We start from the raw sequence: 14,377 nt of genomic DNA on the forward strand, positions 1-14,377 counted from the left end.
CGGTCCCCCTCCCCCATAAAGGGGGAGGAGAGGATGCGAGAGCGTTTTCTTTAATTTATTCTGAAGCTTATTTCTGGAGGCGACGATGGAACTGCGCAGGCTTGGCAAGTCCGATTTGAAGGTCGCGCCGCTGGTGCTCGGCGGCAATGTGTTCGGGTGGACGGCGGACGAGAAGACGTCGTTCGCCATTCTCGACGCCTTCGTCGACGGCGGCTTCAACATGGTCGACACGGCCGACGTCTACGCGCGCTGGACACCGGCCGGCGGCGGGGCGTCGGAGACGGTGATCGGCAAGTGGCTGGCCCAGGGCGGCAAGCGCGACAAGGTGGTGCTGGCCACCAAGTTCGGCGCGGAAATGGGCGAAGGCATGAAGGGACTGTCGGCCAAGTACATGATCGAGGCGGTCGAGGCCTCACTGAAGCGGCTGCAGACCGACCGTATCGACCTCTACCAGTCGCACCGCGACGATCCTGAAACCCCGCAGGAGGAGACCGCCGAGGCGTTCGACCGGCTGGTGAAGGCCGGCAAGGTGCGGGCGATCGGCTCGTCGAACTTCACGCCCGAGCGGTTGAAGTCGGCGCTCGAGGTCAGTCAGGCCAAGGGGCTGGCGCGCTACAACAGCGAGCAGCCGCAGTACAATCTCTATGACCGCGCCGGGTTCGAGGCGGGACTTCAGCAGGTCTGCATCGAGAACGAAGTCGGGGTGATCCCGTACTACGGCCTGGCCTCTGGCTTCCTGACTGGCAAATACCGGACCGAGGCGGACCTGGACAAAAGCCCGCGCGGGCGCGGCGTGAAGCGGATGATGGATGAACGGGGGATGCGCATCCTGGCCGCGCTGGACCAGGTGTCCGGCGCCAAGGGGGCGAGCCCCGCGCAGGTGGCCCTGGCCTGGGTGATGGCCCAGCCGGGCCTGACCGGCCCGATCGCCTCGGCGACCAGCGTCGAGCAGTTGGAAGAGCTGATGGGCGCGGCGAGACTGGCTCTGTCGGCCGAGGACTTGGCGACCCTGAACGCGGCCTCAGCCGCCCAAGTTTGAATAAACGACCGATCGTGCTAAAAGCGGCGCATGAGAAAAGGCGCCGCCACACGTGAAGCCATTGTCGGCCGGGCTCTCGAGCAGGCCGTCTCCCTCGGGCTGGAGGGATTGTCGCTCGGTCCGCTGGCCGACAGCCTTGAGCTGTCGAAGAGCGGGCTCTTTGCGCATTTCAAGTCGAAGGAGGCGCTGCAGCTCGCGGTGCTTGAGGAAGCGATCGACCGCTTCCGAGCGCGGGTGATCGAGCCGAGCCTGGCCGAGCCGCGCGGGCGTCGGCGCATGGAGGCGCTTCTGCGTCGGTGGTTCGACTGGGTCGAGGGCGAGCCGGACATGCGCGGCTGCCTTTTCGCGGTGACCGCCCAGGAATTCGACGACCGGCCCGGCGCGGTGCGCGACCGGCTCGTGGAGTCGCAGGTCTCCTGGCACGAGACCCTGGCGCGGGTGGCGGCCGACCTGCCCAAGGCCGGTCCGGCGCCGGCGGACTATTGCCGCCAGATGGTGTTCGAACTTGTGGGGATCAGCCTGTCCTACCAGCAGCAGGCCAAGCTGTTCCGAGCGCCCAACGCGCGGGCGCGGGCCGAGGAAGCGATCTCGCGCCTGCTCGACGACGCCGAGGCGGCTGTTTAGGCCACGCGCCGCCCATCGAGGGTGGCCAGGCGCAGGCGTTGGGTCTCTTCGTTGGCCGGACCGACGCCGTGGACCGTGCGCACGCGCAGTTCGCGCAACGGCGCGTCCTGGAGGCGAGAGACCAGCGACAGCGGCTGATAGAGGCCGAGGAAGCGTTCCGGCGATCCCGGCAGCGCGGCCAGCGGCGCCAGCAGCACTTCAAGTTCCAGACTGGCCTCGTCAGTGACGGCGGCGATCTCGATCACGACCGGCTCAGGCCGGCGGCGGGCGACTTCCAGGGCGGTCTGCAGCTCGAAGCGGTCGCGCTCGGCGACCAGCGACAGGAAGTTGAGCCCGCGCAGGTCGCGGCGGTGCAGGTCGCAGATCAGGCCGCCGGCGAGGCGGATCGGATAGAGGCCCGTTGCGGTTCGGCCAAGCACGAGAGCCTGCGGCGCAAGGCGCGGGAATTCGGTGGGATCGATGGCCGCACGCACGGGCGCGCCGCCGAGGCCGCCCTTTCCGCGCCAGTAGTCGATCATGTGCTGCGTGTTCGTATGAAACATCGCAAGGCCTCCGGGACGGCCGAGGGCGGCCGCATGGGGCTTGCAGAAAGATCGGCGCCGCTCGCGATCTGTGCCGGATCGGGACGTGCGGGGCTCAGACAATCTTAAATCCCTTAAGCTTTACTGGCCCTCTCGGATGCGCCGCCCCGCGCGGCAGGCTGGCCTATGGAGGGCCGACCAGAATGACGCGTACGACCGTGATGGGCCTGCTGATCGGCTTCGGCATGGCGATGGCCGCCAGCGCCGCGCCGACTGCGGCCCTGGCGCAGTGCTGCACCCCGCCGGCCCCGCCGCCGGTCTGCTGCCAGCCGCCGACCCCGCCGTGCTGCACGCCGCCGCCGCCCCCTCCGCCTCCGCCCCCGCCGCAGTGCTGCACGCCGACGACGCCGAACGTGAACGTTCATGTCTCGAACGTGAACGTGGCGGTCGCAAATGCGGGCGCGCGGGCCGGGGCCGGCGCGGGCGCAGGGGCGGGCGCCGCGGTCTATTACGGCGGCGGTGGCTACGGTGGCGGCTTCTCGCCGCCGGTCGCGACGGGCGTCATCCAACTGAACGTCGACGCCAAGCGCATGAAGCGGGTCGCCTACGAAGCCAGCCGCATGCGCACGCGCCGCGTGGTGATCCAGGCCGTCTGCATCGATGCGCGCCAGATCCCGCACCCGGCCTCTCAAGTGCGTCCCGACCGCGACATCGACGCCGGTTACGAGGGCGAGCTCTATCGCTGCATCGCCGGCACCTGGCTGCAGGCGACGATCGCCGACTTCGACGGGAAGATAGACTTCACCGGGGGCAAGACCCTGGCCTGCGGCAAGGGCGACGCGCTCTATCACGGCCGCGACGGCAAGATCGAATGCCGCCGGCAGACGCCGGCGCGCGACTGCAACGAGCGCTCGCTGCTGCGACGCTTCGGGGCCGGGGTGAAGATCCTGACCATCACCGAGGTCGAGCGCTACACCGCCTATCGCGAAGAAGAAGAGCGCTCCGCCGAATCGGCGGCCACCAGCATGAGCCTGGACGGCGGCGTCGGCGGATACGTTTACTAGAACTCAGCTTGGCGATCGTCAGCGAGAGGCCGACCAGCCGATAGGCGGCGGGCAGGGGCGCTACCTCCGTCGCGCCAGATCGCACAGCCGTAGCTGCCTCAGACCACGAGTCTGAAAAGACATTGTTCCTGTTTTGTTCTTGATTCTCCCGGGATTTGGGGTAGAGTTGGATATCGGCGGAAGTTGCGTCAGCAGCAAGCGGCGGCTCGTCGCTTCGAGGCGCGCGGCGCCGCCGGCATCCCAGAAAATCACAGGAAAAAGTCATGTCGCTTGGCACGAAGATGGTGCTGCGCGCGGAGCAGGGCGAGTTGTTCGTCGGCTTCGTAGCAGCGCCGAGCTCGGGTACGCCCCCGTACAGCTTCTCCATCGCCTCCGGCGCGCTGCCGGCGGGGATCGAACTCGACCCGAACAGCGGCGCGGTCGCCGGGACCCCGACCAGTGCGGGTGTTGCGGCCGACATCGTCGTTCGTGTGACGGACGCGGCGGCCGCGACCTTCGACCTCGATCCCTTCTCGATCGATGTCGCGCCGGCGTCGGCGACGCCGACCAACCTCGTGGCGCCGAAGATCTCGGGCACGCTCAAGACCGGCGACACGCTCAGCGCCACCACCGGCGTCTGGGAAGGGTCCGACATCTTCTTCGCCCACCAGTGGAAGGCGAACGGGGTCGCGATCCCCGGCGCGACCGCAGCCACCTATGTGATCGAGCCCGCCTACCAGTTTCAGGCCATCAGCGTCGCGGTCACCGCAACCAATGTCGCTGGCTCGGCCAGCGCAGATAGCCCGGCCACGGGGCGCGTCGCCATCGATTTCGGCGTGAAAACCCGCAGCCGCTCGGGCGGCTTCCCGGTCGGCGCGGCTTCGGGCGCGGCGATCAGCGGCGCAGGCGCCGCCGACTGGATCATCGACGAGTGTGGCCACCTGACGCCGTCCGGGACCTACGCGGCCTACAAGTCGTATGCAGCCTCCAGCTATTCGCTGACCATCGCCGGCGTCACCGGCCCCGTGCCGGTGACGATGCGTTCGAACGCTGCGCACATTCGTGAAGCGACCTCGGTCGCCCGCGGCGGACAGGCGACGGTGCGTCCCGATAGCAGCTCGTTCTGCCAGCTTCGCGACATCATGGGCGTGGCCAACGGCGCCAGCGGCGCCCTACTGCTGGGCGACGTCGTCCTGGCGCGGTCGGGGCAGTACAACGAGGTGGCCGAACTGTGCCTGGTGGCCCAGCCGACCGGCGGCTTTGCGGCGGGCAGCGGCCCGAAGATCATCCTCAAGTCGGAGGTCGAGAACAGCAGGCTGGACGCCAAGGGCAATCCGATCCGCGGCGGCGGCTTCAAGGCCGGTCGAATCTATTTCGGCGGGACCACGGACTGGCCGTTGGTGATCTCGCACGTGTCGTTCTATTCCAACAGCACGACCTATCCGGCCAACGCCAAGCTGCTCACCTACCAGACGGTCGGCGGCGTCAGCACCGAGTACTGCGACTTCCGGCTCGGCCCGGACGCGCCCAACGCCAACAGCGTGCTTTGCATCGACGCCGGCACGGGCACGGCTGCGACGCACCACAACTACAACCACTTCTACAATGTCGGTAAGGGCGTCTTCCTGCGCAGCGACATCACCTGCATTGGCAACGTCTTCGAGAAGATGAAGGACGATCCCTTCCAGCGGACCTCCTTCTCGATCAGCAATGTACTGATCAAGGGCAACCACGCGTTCGATTATGCGACGCCGGCAGGCGGCCACCCGGACTTCGTCCAGATCTCCGGTTCGGTCAGCGGCGGTCTCGGCACCGCAGACATGGACAACATCGTCATCGTCGAGAACACGGTCGCGCGCGGCCTGGGCGTCGTGGACGAGGACGACACCGTCTTCGCCCTGATCAGCAACGCGGCGCCTAAGGTCATCACCAACCTGGTGATCCGCAACAATATCTGCATCAACAGCCAGTCGAACAACATCCGCGTCGGCAATGCGCAGAACCCGGATATCAGGGCCAACACCTGCGTCCACGACATCCACACCACCGAAACCCCCGGCCAAGGCGGCGCGGCCAAGGTGATGCGCGAAACGAACGGCACGCAGATCGGCACCGGTGGCACGGTGACTCATAATGTTGCGAACGTGATCGACTGGTCGGCGCAGCCGAGCGTCACGGCCAGTCCCAACGCGGTCCTGCCGCTGCTGACCCAGGCGGAGTACGACACCTATTTCACCGCCTTCCCGACCGCGGCCGGTGCCTACGCCAACACCCGCCAGGCCGTCTTCGGCTGCGTGAAGGGCAAGAGCGCGGTGCTGAACCCGGACGGCACTGCGAACGGGGCGCTGTTCCCGGACGGCTCCTACAACGATCTCGGGACCTACGTTTCGGGCCGACTGCCCCCGGCGGTCTGACCGGACCGACGCCGCGCGCCTCAGTCGGGGCGCGCGGCGGATTCGAAAAACTGAAAGCCGCAGTCGAGCGGCGCGGGCGGCCGGACGCAGAGCGTTTCGGCCGTTTCGCTCGTCTCCAACCCAGGTTCGATCGCCTTGCGGACGGCCTCGAGGGACGCGGTGCGGATCTGGATGGCCACGTCCGCGTCGCCGAACCGGGCGGCGAATACATCGCTCGGCCAGTGCGCGAACCCGGTGAGATCAAGGAAGCGCCCGGCTGCGCGCGCGAAGGGGCCCGGCTCGCCGCCGCAGAACACCAGGCCGGCGACTTCGAGGGCGCGGTTCGGATGATCGAACCAGGCATTACGCAGGCTTGGTGCGGGATAGGAATGAGCGATGACGCTGACCGGCAGCGGGCTGATGCGCTCACGGATCGGTAACAGGCTGAAGGCCTGGACGTTCAGATCGGGCTCGTCGTTCCAGCGGCGTTCGAGGTCGTAGGGCGGCTGAAGCCGCATGTCTTGAAACTTGGCGGCGGCGGCCTCCAGGTCGTCGGTGCGGAAGAGCGCTGCCGCGGGGCGGACTCGGCCGTCGGCCGCGGCCTGGGGCGCATGCAGCAGGTCGAACCAGCCCTCGGCCAGGAAGACGCAGCGGCAGGGCCAGCGCGCGTCGGGCTCGGCGGGCGCGGTGTAGCCGCCGGGCGGCGAAACCGTGAAGCCGAGAGCGGTGAAGGCGCTGGCCACGCCGGCCAAGTCCGGGCTGGGGAAGGGTATGTGGTCGAGCGGCAGCATGTCGGCCGCGAGCAGGCCACGTCGCGCGGACGCGCGCAACGGCGCGGCGCCATGCGACGGGGTCGCTGATACGGGCGAGGCCCCCCAACTGCCGATCCAGTCCCGCGACAGGGCCGCGGATTCGCAGGCGCCTTAGAGCCTGTCGCGGGGGGCGTTGGCCATATGACCCTATGCCGCGTGCGGCATGGTCGGCTATTTCGCCGCCACGGGGCGCACCTCGAGCATCCACATGTTGTCGTCGCGCAGCACCGACTGAGCGGCGCGGCGTACGTCGGCGGCGGTCACCCGCTCGGTGCCGGGGATCAGGCTGCGCGTGGCGTCGAGCCGCCGCGGGTCGGCCTGGGCGCCGGAGAGCTCGGAGAGCCAGTAGCCATTGGTCTCCCGGGCCTTTTCGATCTGGTCGATCCGGGGCTTCTTGGCCCGCGAGAGCTCGTCGGCGCTGACGTCCTTGTCGCGCAAGTCGGCGGCGATCTTCTTCACGTCCGCAAAGAAGTCGGGAAGCTTGGCGGGCGGGATCTCGACGCTGGCCGAGACGTAACCCCAGCGCGGCCAGACCATGCTGTGATTGTAGATGACGCTGGGCGAATAGGTCGCGCCCTGACTTTCGCGCAGTTCCTCGATGAGACGCAACTCCAGCACCTCGCCCATGACGGCGGTGTCGCGGGCCTTCTGCGGATCGGCGAAGTAGTCGTTGGTGCGCCAGGCGATGTAGCCGATCGACTGGTCGGCGCGGCCTTTGTGCGTCAGCACCAGGGGCCTGGCGTTGGCGGCCGGGAAGCCGACCTCGCGCTGGCCGCTGACGGCCTCGGCGGCTGGCCGGGCGGGCAAGGCGCCGAAGGTGCGGGCTACGGCGTCGATCGCCTTTTCCACTGTGGTGTCGCCGACCACGACCACCTCGATGGCGCCGGAGGCCAGGGCCGGGGCGATCACCGCCTTGAAGTCGTCGAGCTTGGCGCCGGCGATCTGCTCGCGCGAGGGGAATACCCAGCGCTGATCGTCCGGATGCATGAGGGCGGCCAGATCGCGCGAAAGCACGCCGGAATCGGTGGCCTCGTACTGGTCGTGGATGGTGCGGCGGGCCCCCTGCAGGCGCTTGAACGCTTCGGGGCGCCAGCCAGGCTCGGAGACATAGGCGGCAAGCACCTGCATCTGGACGTCGAGATCCTCCGGGCGGGTCCCGCCGGTGAAGACGAAGGCGTCGTCGGCGACTCCGAACTGAGCGCCGTAGAGGCGGCTGGCCAGCACGCGCTCCATGTCCTCGGCGCTGATCTGCTTGAGGCCGCCCTCGATATATGCGCCCGACTGCCAGTTGACGTTCTGGCCGGTCTTGGAGAGATCGAGCCGTCCGCCGCCGACGTTCACCCGCACCAGGATTTCATCGTCCTTGAACCGCGTCGGCTTTACGGTCAGACGCACGCCGTTGTCGAAGCGCACGAACGTGGCGTCGAGGTCCGGTGCGTCCTTGGTCTCGACCACCTTTCCGGCCCCGCCGAACGAGGTGTAGGGCCAGTTGACCTCGGCCGCCGCCGATGGTTCGGCCACGGCGACCTTGCGCGAGGCTTCCAGGGCCGTAAGCAGGGCTCCTTCGCCACCTTCGATTGGCTTGGGCGAGGCTACGAACAACAGCGGGCCGTCGCCCTGGAAGGCGGTCTTGAGGGCGGCTGATACCTGCTCGGGTTTGAGGTCCTTCACCGTCTCCTCGAACAGCGCCAGGTCCTGAGCCGGATTGGTCACCACCTCGCGGTCGCCGAGGGAGCCGACGATCTCGCCGGCCAGCTGCGCCGGGGTGCGGGTGGCCGCGCCGGCCGCGTCGGCCTTGAGGCTGGCGCGGTATTCGGCGATCTCCCGGTCCAACTCGTCCTGGCGCACGCCGTACTGCACGGCTCGCCGCTGTTCCTGCTCGACGGCGTCGAGCGCTTGGTTCCAGCGACCGGGCTCGGCGTTGACCACCGCCATCATCACCTCGGCGGCGTCCTGCTCATTGTTCTTAAAAACGCCTGCGCCCAGGAACGGCGGCTCGGCCCCTCGGGCCAAGCGCTGCATGCGCCGGTTCACGACCGAGAAGCCGAGCTGCTCAATCAGGTCCTGTTTGCGCTTGGCGGTGGTGTCAGGGCGCAAGTCCGGCGGCCGGATCCAGGCCAGTTGCATCGAGAGCGGCGCGCCCGGCTCGACGACGAGTTTCGCCTCGGCCTTGCGCGACTGCACCTTGCCGAGATCGGGCGCGGGTCCAGCCGGGCCGACCGCGGCCCAGTCGCCGAACTTGGCCTTGATCTTGGCTTCCATCACGTCGATGTCGAAGTCCCCGACGGCGACGAGGACGGTCCGCTCGGGCCGGTAGTAGCGGTTGTAGAAGTCCGCCAGTTCCTTGGCGGGCGCACTCTGCAGGACCTCGACCTTGCCGATCGGATAGCGCGTCGGCGGCCGCTGGCCCTTGAGGAAGAAGCCGAGGCGCTCCTTGTAGACGCGGTAGGGCGGAGTATCGCGCGCCCGCTCCTCGGACAGCACCACTCCACGCTCGCGGTCGATAGCCCCCTGGTCGAGCGTGAGATTGCCTGCGGTCTCGCGCATCAGCATCAGGGCCGCATCGACGGTCTCGTCATTGGTGCGCGGCAGGTCGAGCTTGTAGACCGTCTCGTCGAAATTGGTGGAGGCGTTGGTGTCGGCGCCGAACGCCAGGCCGAGACGCTCCAGGATCTTGATCATCTCGCCTTCGGGCACCGCCTTCGAGCCGTTGAAGGCCATGTGCTCGAGGAAGTGGGCGAGGCCCTGCTGGCCGTCCGTCTCCATCAGCGAGCCAGCGTCGATGCGCATACGGATAGCCGCCTGGCCCGGCGGGACGCTCTGCTTGCGGATCGCATAGCGCATGCCGTTCGGCAGGGCGCCGAAACGGATCGACGGATCTGCCGTGACATCCGACCGCGCCTGGGCCCATTCGCCGGGTTTGAGCGCAGGCCCGCTTGCGGCGGCGGCCGGAGCCTGTTTGCCGAAGCTGAATTTCGGAAGCGGGAAGCTCTGGGCGGTGACGGGCAGGGCCAGGGCGATAGCGAGCGCGGAGGCCGCGCTGAAGAGACGTCGCATCAGGGGGTATGGATCCGGGATCGCTTGAGCAGCCACCATGCGCAGGCGAGCGTGGCCTTCGCAAGGCGCGGTTGCGGCGGGAGATGGCGCCTATTGGCCGGAAGGGCGGCTGACGTAGTAGGTGGCCGAATTGCCGACGGCCGAGGCGACTCCCCGCGCCGAGCGCCCCGACTGCACGTTGACGACGCTCTGAGCGCCGACGTCGGCGCTGTTGACCTGGCCGTTGTTGATATCGACGCGACCCTGGCATTCCGAGCAGGCGTAGCCGGTGACTTCGTTGCCATAGGCCGTCGCGCTGGCCTGGCCGTCATAGCCCTGGGTCCCATCGAACTGCGCGACCGCCTCGATGCCGCCGCCCTCGTTGGTCTGATAGGTGTCCAGGATCAGCTCGCCGCCGATGTCGCCGGCGACGATAGCGTTGCCGACCCCGTAGGCCGAGGCCGACGCCGAGCCGTATTGATAGGCCGACGAGGAGGACTGGGCGCGGACATAGGCCTGGTTGGCCTGACGGCCGGTGACGTCGAGCAAGTAGCCGTCGTTGGCGGCGTTGATGTTGTTGCCGGCGGCGGTGGCGCTGGTGCTCGCCTGTTGGACATTGCCGAAGGCGGTGAACTGCGCCGCCTGGGTGACGCCGGCGGTGTTGTTCTGGTCGATGATCGCGCGCGCGGCCGAGCCGTCCGAACCCGACAGGGTGACGTCGTTGGCGGCGGTGACCGCCTTGAAGTTCGCATCGCCAGGCACATAGCCGACCACGCCGCCACCGTCGGTGCTGACGCTTGCAGCGTTGTTCTGGCCGACGCGGACGCCGGCCGAGCCGTATTGCATGCCGATGGTCTGAGCGTTTCCGGTGGCCTGGACCTCGCTGTCGATCGCACCGGTCTGGGCGTTCGGCGCCTCGGTGTGGCTGTGGGCGGTGACCTGCGTCGCGCCGGTCACCTGGGTGTAGACGCCGGTCATGGTCGCGCCTGTGACGTTGGCCAGGCCGTAGTTGCCAGCCGCCCGGGTTGAAAGCGTGGTGGTTTCGCCGCCGTTGGTCGCCACGTCGAGACGCGTATCGGCGATCACCCGGCCCTGCGCCTCCTGATAGGAGCGCATGTCGGCGTCGTTGCGATCGGACGAGGCGGTGAAGGCGTTGCCGCTGGCGGTCGAGGTTCCATCGGTGAAGTCGGTCACCTCGACCACGTTCAGGGTCTGCTGGCTGAAGACGTCGCCGAGCTGGACCTGGTTGTTCAGGACCGAACTGGGCGCGGTCTGGCTAGTAGCGGCCCCGGACGGCAGAATCGCGGCGAGCGTTCCAACGAGAAGGATCTTCGCGGGTCTGACCATTGTTGGTGCCCAAGTTGTTGTAAGCCGGAACATAGCCGCCGGTCAGGCCGACCGTGCCGGCCCCCAGCGGGTCGGAGGTAAGGCAGGACTGTGGGCCGGGCATGCCGTAGAGGTTGGCGGTCATCTCGACCACCGCCCGCTCGACCAGGCTGCGCACCGCAAGCTGCATCGGCTCGAGCGCGCCCGCGCCGGCCGAGATGTCGAACACGTTGCCGTTCATGAAGTCGAAGAAGCCGACCCCGACTTCCCGGCCGATCACCTGCTTCTGATAGGAGATGACATCGACCACCTCCAGGGTGCGGGTGTTGATGAGGCGCAGGTCCAGGCCGATGTTCATGACGAACAGGCGGCCGCGGAACGAGCCCTTCGGGTCCTTGGCGTCCACCGCCCCGCCGGCCACGTCGAAGCCCGACGAGCGGATGTTGTAGTTCAATTCCGTGACGCCGCCGGCGACGTAGAAATCCGAGCCAGGCACCTGGCCGGCCAGGATGCGGCGGTATTCGGCCGCCTGGTTCGGCGCCGGGTTCGGGGTGTCTGAGATCAGCTTGTTGTTGGCGTACTTCAGCTCCAGCTCGGAGACCGAGGTGTCGAAGCGCTCCACCAACGGCATGCCCGCCTTGGCGAAGGCCGACATGGCCATCAGCGAGGCGCCCTGGGTGATCTTGCGGCCCGAACCGTCGGATTCAGACTTGCCGGTGTAGTCGGCGATGCGGCCGATAGCGATGCGCGGAGCGACCAGGCGCGTGTTGCGCGCAAAGCCGGCCATGCAGACCAGCGCGTCCGAATAGGGCGTCGGGTTGGCGGTGACCGGTGCATTGCCGATGCTGTGGGCGTAATTGCCGCTGGGGCCGGCGACCGGGGTCGCGCAGGCCGACAGGGTCAGGGCCGTGGCCGTCAGCAGGGCGGCGGTGCGGGCGAGCGTCCTATTGGCCATTGGGCGCGACGCCTCCGTTCAGGTTGGTCCCGGCCGAGACGTTCCCGTTGTTGACCTGGTTCGAGTTGACGATGACCGTGTTGTAGTTGCCCTGGGTCACCACCACGAGGCTGTTGCCGATCGCGGTCGCCCCGCCGCCCAGCGTGCCGACGCCTGAATAGGATTCGCCGGCGCCCGAGCCGAAGGAGAAGGACGACTGGTCCTCACCGGTCTGGATGATGCCGTCGACGATCACCCGGTTGCCGTTCGCATCGCGGGTCGAGACCTCGACCGGATGATTCTCCGAACCGGCGCGGCGGCCGTAGCCGGCGTTGTAGTCGGCGGAATTGGCGCGCATGGTCTGGGCTTGTACGGGGCCGACGGCCAGGAGGCTGGCGCCCGCAAGCAGGGCGAGCCTGCACAGGACGGCGAGTGAAGCTGCGGCCATGACGGTTCCTGGGAATCCCACCCCGAAATTTGACGATGGCGCGGCCGGACATTGCGCAGGACCCGGCTGAGCCTGCATGTATCTAGAGGCGAGACCCTCGCGATTTGGTTAAGAGCGATAACCAAAACGAACGTGGGTCTCGGAATTCTGGAGAAGCGATTTTGAGCGACGAGTCCCGGCAGCCGATCTTCAACGCGCCCTGGCCGGCGGTGGCCGTCACCCTGGTGATCGTGGTCGGCTATTTCCTGCAGACCCTGCTGCCGCAGGCCTTGCTGTTTCAGGCGTTCGCGTTTTCGCCATCCGCCTTGGCCGATGGGCGATGGCCGACCCTGTTCACCGCGATCTTTCTGCATGGAAGCTGGGCGCACGCCCTGATGAACGCGGGCGCGGCGCTGGCGTTCGGCACGCCGGTCGCCCGCTATTTCGGCCTGGGGCCGCGTGGGGTGTTCGTATTCACAATCTTCTATCTGCTGTGCGGGGGGCTCGCGAGCCTGGGGTACGGCCTCTCCAACATGCAGGGTACGGCGCTGATGGTCGGCGCGTCCGGTGCGGTCTCCGGCCTGGTCGGCGGGGCGACGCGGTTGATGGGCGGCGGCGGCGAGCCCGGCCCGTTCCTGCATCCGACGGTGATCAGCATGTCGATCGGCTGGATCGCCGTGAACCTCCTGCTGGCGGTGGTCGGCTTCGCCCCGGGTCTGGGCAATGCAGGCGTGGCCTGGGAGGCGCACATCTTCGGTTATGTGGCGGGGTTGCTGCTGGTCGGGCTGTTCGGCCGCGTTGCGCGCCCTGCGCGCGCCTGACGTTTTCGCGAGAACGTTGATTTCAAAGGCGCTCTGAGCGACGCTTTTCCCAGCTGACAGGGAGAACGTAGCGATGCTGGTGTCTCAGATCCTCAAGGCCAAGGGCGACCTGGTGTTTACGGTCGGACCCGCAGAGACGGTGGGGGCGGTCTGCGCGCTGCTTCATTCCCGCCGGGTCGGGGCCATGGTGGTGCTCGACAGCGACCGGGTGGTCGGCATCGTTTCGGAACGCGATCTCGTCCGCGCGCTAGCGGAGGAGGGGGCTGGCGCGCTTTCCAAGCCGGTGACGTCGTTCATGACCCACGACGTGATCTTCGCCGAGCCGTCGGAGAGTCTAGATTCCCTGCTGACCCGGATGACCGACCGCCGGATTCGCCATCTGCCGGTCTGCGTGCAGGACCGCCTGGTGGGCATCGTCTCGATCGGAGACCTGGTGAAGTGGAAGATTACTGAGGTCGAAGCCGAGGCCGACAACCTGAAGGCCTACATCGCCACCGGATGAGACGAGGCGTGTCACGCTGCGCCGAACACCTCGGCGCCGCCTGATCTGGCGGCGTCGGCCAGGCTGTAGCCCTCGAGGACGTCGGACGTAGCGTCGCGCGCCTTGAGCAGGGCCTCGCGCAGGGCGCAGGTCGCAAGGTCAGGGCAGTCTTCGCACTTCCTGAACGACAAGCGACTCACGCAGGGCGCCAGGGCCAACGGGCCGTCGATCACACGGATCACCTCGGCGAAGCTGATCTCCGGCGCAGTGCGGGCGAGCGTATAGCCGCCAAACTTGCCACGCCGGCTGATCACGATGCGGTTGCGCGCGAGCTCCAGCAGAATCGCTTCCAGGAACTTGCGCGGCGCGTCGGCGCGGATCGCCAATTCCCCAGACGTCACCTGGGCGCCGTCCTCGCGCGCCAGTTCGACGAGCGCGCGGAGGGCGTAGCGGGCCTTTTGCGAGAGCATTGCTTCCTGTGTCTCCTGGTCCTGTCCCTTTAATGACGCGGGAGGGCTTTCCACAAGGTGTCCGGCGCTGGGGCGAGGCTCTGGGAAGTGCGGTTCCGGGATGTTCCGTGCGCGAAGTTCATCGAAGCGTCATGAGGGCTGTTGACTCCCTCCGGCGAGGGGCCTAGACAGCCGCCTCCTCGGACGGGTCGCCGCCGGGGCGGACTAGAGAGATCCCTTGGATCGCTTGGGTTTGCTGGTGGCGAGCTGACTGAGGGTCGATCCGTTTTTCGCAAGTTTTCCGGTTCTTCCGGAGCCCGCGAAAAAGAGCTGAAAAAGCCGGGTTGACTGGGGAGGGGCGGCCCTCTAGATAGCCGCCTCCCTGGACTGGGGCGCTGAGCTGCGGACTTTGTGGAGACGTTGGTTTCCTTGGGTTTGCGGATTTGGGTTCGGGTTTGGGTGTCGACCGTT

General features: G+C 67.7%; 13 protein-coding genes. 6 read left to right on the top strand and 7 right to left on the bottom strand.

The features are described 5' to 3' along the window. Positions 1-85 precede the first annotated feature (85 nt). Positions 86-1,039 (top strand): aldo/keto reductase, encoded by a 954-nt coding sequence (locus ACE3T2_RS20570; RefSeq protein WP_374660864.1) that lies wholly within the window; start codon positions 86-88, stop codon positions 1,037-1,039. Positions 1,040-1,069: 30 nt separating this feature from the next. Next, positions 1,070-1,663: a TetR/AcrR family transcriptional regulator gene (locus ACE3T2_RS20575; protein ID WP_374660866.1), complete on the top strand. Its 594-nt coding sequence runs from the start codon at positions 1,070-1,072 to the stop codon at positions 1,661-1,663. On the opposite strand, the gene ACE3T2_RS20580 is transcribed toward ACE3T2_RS20575, so the two are convergent. Further along, positions 1,660-2,205: a PAS domain-containing protein gene (locus ACE3T2_RS20580; protein ID WP_374660868.1), complete on the bottom strand. Its 546-nt coding sequence runs from the start codon at positions 2,203-2,205 to the stop codon at positions 1,660-1,662. The two genes, ACE3T2_RS20575 and ACE3T2_RS20580, sit on opposite strands and share 4 nt — an antisense overlap. 182 nt (positions 2,206-2,387) lie before the next feature. Here ACE3T2_RS20580 and ACE3T2_RS20585 point away from each other — a divergent pair, with 182 nt between their 5' ends. Both ACE3T2_RS20585 and ACE3T2_RS20590 read left to right on the top strand, forming a co-directional pair. Then, a complete protein-coding gene (locus ACE3T2_RS20585) occupies positions 2,388-3,248 on the top strand; it encodes a hypothetical protein (RefSeq protein ID WP_374660870.1) in 861 nt (286 codons plus the stop codon). 263 nt (positions 3,249-3,511) lie between these two features. Continuing rightward, a complete protein-coding gene (locus ACE3T2_RS20590) occupies positions 3,512-5,641 on the top strand; it encodes a putative Ig domain-containing protein (RefSeq protein WP_374660872.1) in 2,130 nt (709 codons plus the stop codon). 20 nt (positions 5,642-5,661) lie between these two features. On the opposite strand, the gene ACE3T2_RS20595 is transcribed toward ACE3T2_RS20590, so the two are convergent. The 5 genes from ACE3T2_RS20595 to hfaA form a co-directional block, all read right to left on the bottom strand. Beyond that, positions 5,662-6,411 (bottom strand): VOC family protein, encoded by a 750-nt coding sequence (locus tag ACE3T2_RS20595; protein WP_374660888.1) that lies wholly within the window; start codon positions 6,409-6,411, stop codon positions 5,662-5,664. 192 nt (positions 6,412-6,603) lie between these two features. After that, positions 6,604-9,489: a M16 family metallopeptidase gene (locus ACE3T2_RS20600; protein WP_374660874.1), complete on the bottom strand. Its 2,886-nt coding sequence runs from the start codon at positions 9,487-9,489 to the stop codon at positions 6,604-6,606. 90 nt (positions 9,490-9,579) lie between these two features. Continuing rightward, positions 9,580-10,815 carry a holdfast anchor protein HfaD gene (hfaD, locus tag ACE3T2_RS20605; RefSeq protein ID WP_374660876.1) on the bottom strand — a complete coding sequence of 412 codons (1,236 nt, stop codon included), beginning with the start codon at positions 10,813-10,815 and terminating at the stop codon, positions 9,580-9,582. Then, complete coding sequence (gene hfaB / locus ACE3T2_RS20610; protein WP_374660878.1) at positions 10,745-11,749, bottom strand: holdfast anchoring protein HfaB; 1,005 nt, start codon at positions 11,747-11,749, stop codon at positions 10,745-10,747. The genes hfaD and hfaB overlap by 71 nt, the downstream gene beginning before the upstream one ends. Next, the gene (gene hfaA, locus ACE3T2_RS20615; RefSeq protein ID WP_374660880.1) at positions 11,739-12,176 is read right to left on the bottom strand and encodes a holdfast anchoring protein HfaA; all 438 of its coding nucleotides are present in this window, start codon (positions 12,174-12,176) and stop codon (positions 11,739-11,741) included. The genes hfaB and hfaA overlap by 11 nt, the downstream gene beginning before the upstream one ends. A 161-nt stretch (positions 12,177-12,337) precedes the next feature. Here hfaA and ACE3T2_RS20620 point away from each other — a divergent pair, with 161 nt between their 5' ends. Then, positions 12,338-12,976: a rhomboid family intramembrane serine protease gene (locus tag ACE3T2_RS20620; protein ID WP_374660882.1), complete on the top strand. Its 639-nt coding sequence runs from the start codon at positions 12,338-12,340 to the stop codon at positions 12,974-12,976. A gap of 73 nt (positions 12,977-13,049) precedes the next feature. Continuing rightward, a complete protein-coding gene (locus ACE3T2_RS20625; RefSeq protein ID WP_374660884.1) occupies positions 13,050-13,478 on the top strand; it encodes a CBS domain-containing protein in 429 nt (142 codons plus the stop codon). An 11-nt stretch (positions 13,479-13,489) separates the two neighbouring features. Here the strand turns inward: ACE3T2_RS20625 and ACE3T2_RS20630 are convergent, their stop codons facing one another. Continuing rightward, positions 13,490-13,927 carry an Rrf2 family transcriptional regulator gene (locus tag ACE3T2_RS20630; RefSeq protein WP_374660886.1) on the bottom strand — a complete coding sequence of 146 codons (438 nt, stop codon included), beginning with the start codon at positions 13,925-13,927 and terminating at the stop codon, positions 13,490-13,492. Between the last annotated feature and the right edge of the window lie 450 nt (positions 13,928-14,377).

It is taken from the genome of Phenylobacterium sp., from assembly GCF_041919955.1.
GTDB lineage: Bacteria > Pseudomonadota > Alphaproteobacteria > Caulobacterales > Caulobacteraceae > Phenylobacterium.

What these genes read in the sequence shown, in the direction of transcription:
- ACE3T2_RS20570 (WP_374660864.1), top strand. Translation starts at nt 86, where the DNA reads ATGGAACTGCGCAGGCTTGGCAAGTCCGATTTGAAGGTCGCGCCGCTG.
- ACE3T2_RS20575 (WP_374660866.1), top strand. Translation starts at nt 1,070, where the DNA reads ATGAGAAAAGGCGCCGCCACACGTGAAGCCATTGTCGGCCGGGCTCTC.
- ACE3T2_RS20580 (WP_374660868.1), bottom strand. Translation starts at nt 2,205, where the DNA reads ATGTTTCATACGAACACGCAGCACATGATCGACTACTGGCGCGGAAAG.
- ACE3T2_RS20585 (WP_374660870.1), top strand. Translation starts at nt 2,388, where the DNA reads ATGACGCGTACGACCGTGATGGGCCTGCTGATCGGCTTCGGCATGGCG.
- ACE3T2_RS20590 (WP_374660872.1), top strand. Translation starts at nt 3,512, where the DNA reads ATGTCGCTTGGCACGAAGATGGTGCTGCGCGCGGAGCAGGGCGAGTTG.
- ACE3T2_RS20595 (WP_374660888.1), bottom strand. Translation starts at nt 6,411, where the DNA reads ATGCTGCCGCTCGACCACATACCCTTCCCCAGCCCGGACTTGGCCGGC.
- ACE3T2_RS20600 (WP_374660874.1), bottom strand. Translation starts at nt 9,489, where the DNA reads ATGCGACGTCTCTTCAGCGCGGCCTCCGCGCTCGCTATCGCCCTGGCC.
- hfaD (WP_374660876.1), bottom strand. Translation starts at nt 10,815, where the DNA reads ATGGTCAGACCCGCGAAGATCCTTCTCGTTGGAACGCTCGCCGCGATT.
- hfaB (WP_374660878.1), bottom strand. Translation starts at nt 11,749, where the DNA reads ATGGCCAATAGGACGCTCGCCCGCACCGCCGCCCTGCTGACGGCCACG.
- hfaA (WP_374660880.1), bottom strand. Translation starts at nt 12,176, where the DNA reads ATGGCCGCAGCTTCACTCGCCGTCCTGTGCAGGCTCGCCCTGCTTGCG.
- ACE3T2_RS20625 (WP_374660884.1), top strand. Translation starts at nt 13,050, where the DNA reads ATGCTGGTGTCTCAGATCCTCAAGGCCAAGGGCGACCTGGTGTTTACG.
- ACE3T2_RS20630 (WP_374660886.1), bottom strand. Translation starts at nt 13,927, where the DNA reads ATGCTCTCGCAAAAGGCCCGCTACGCCCTCCGCGCGCTCGTCGAACTG.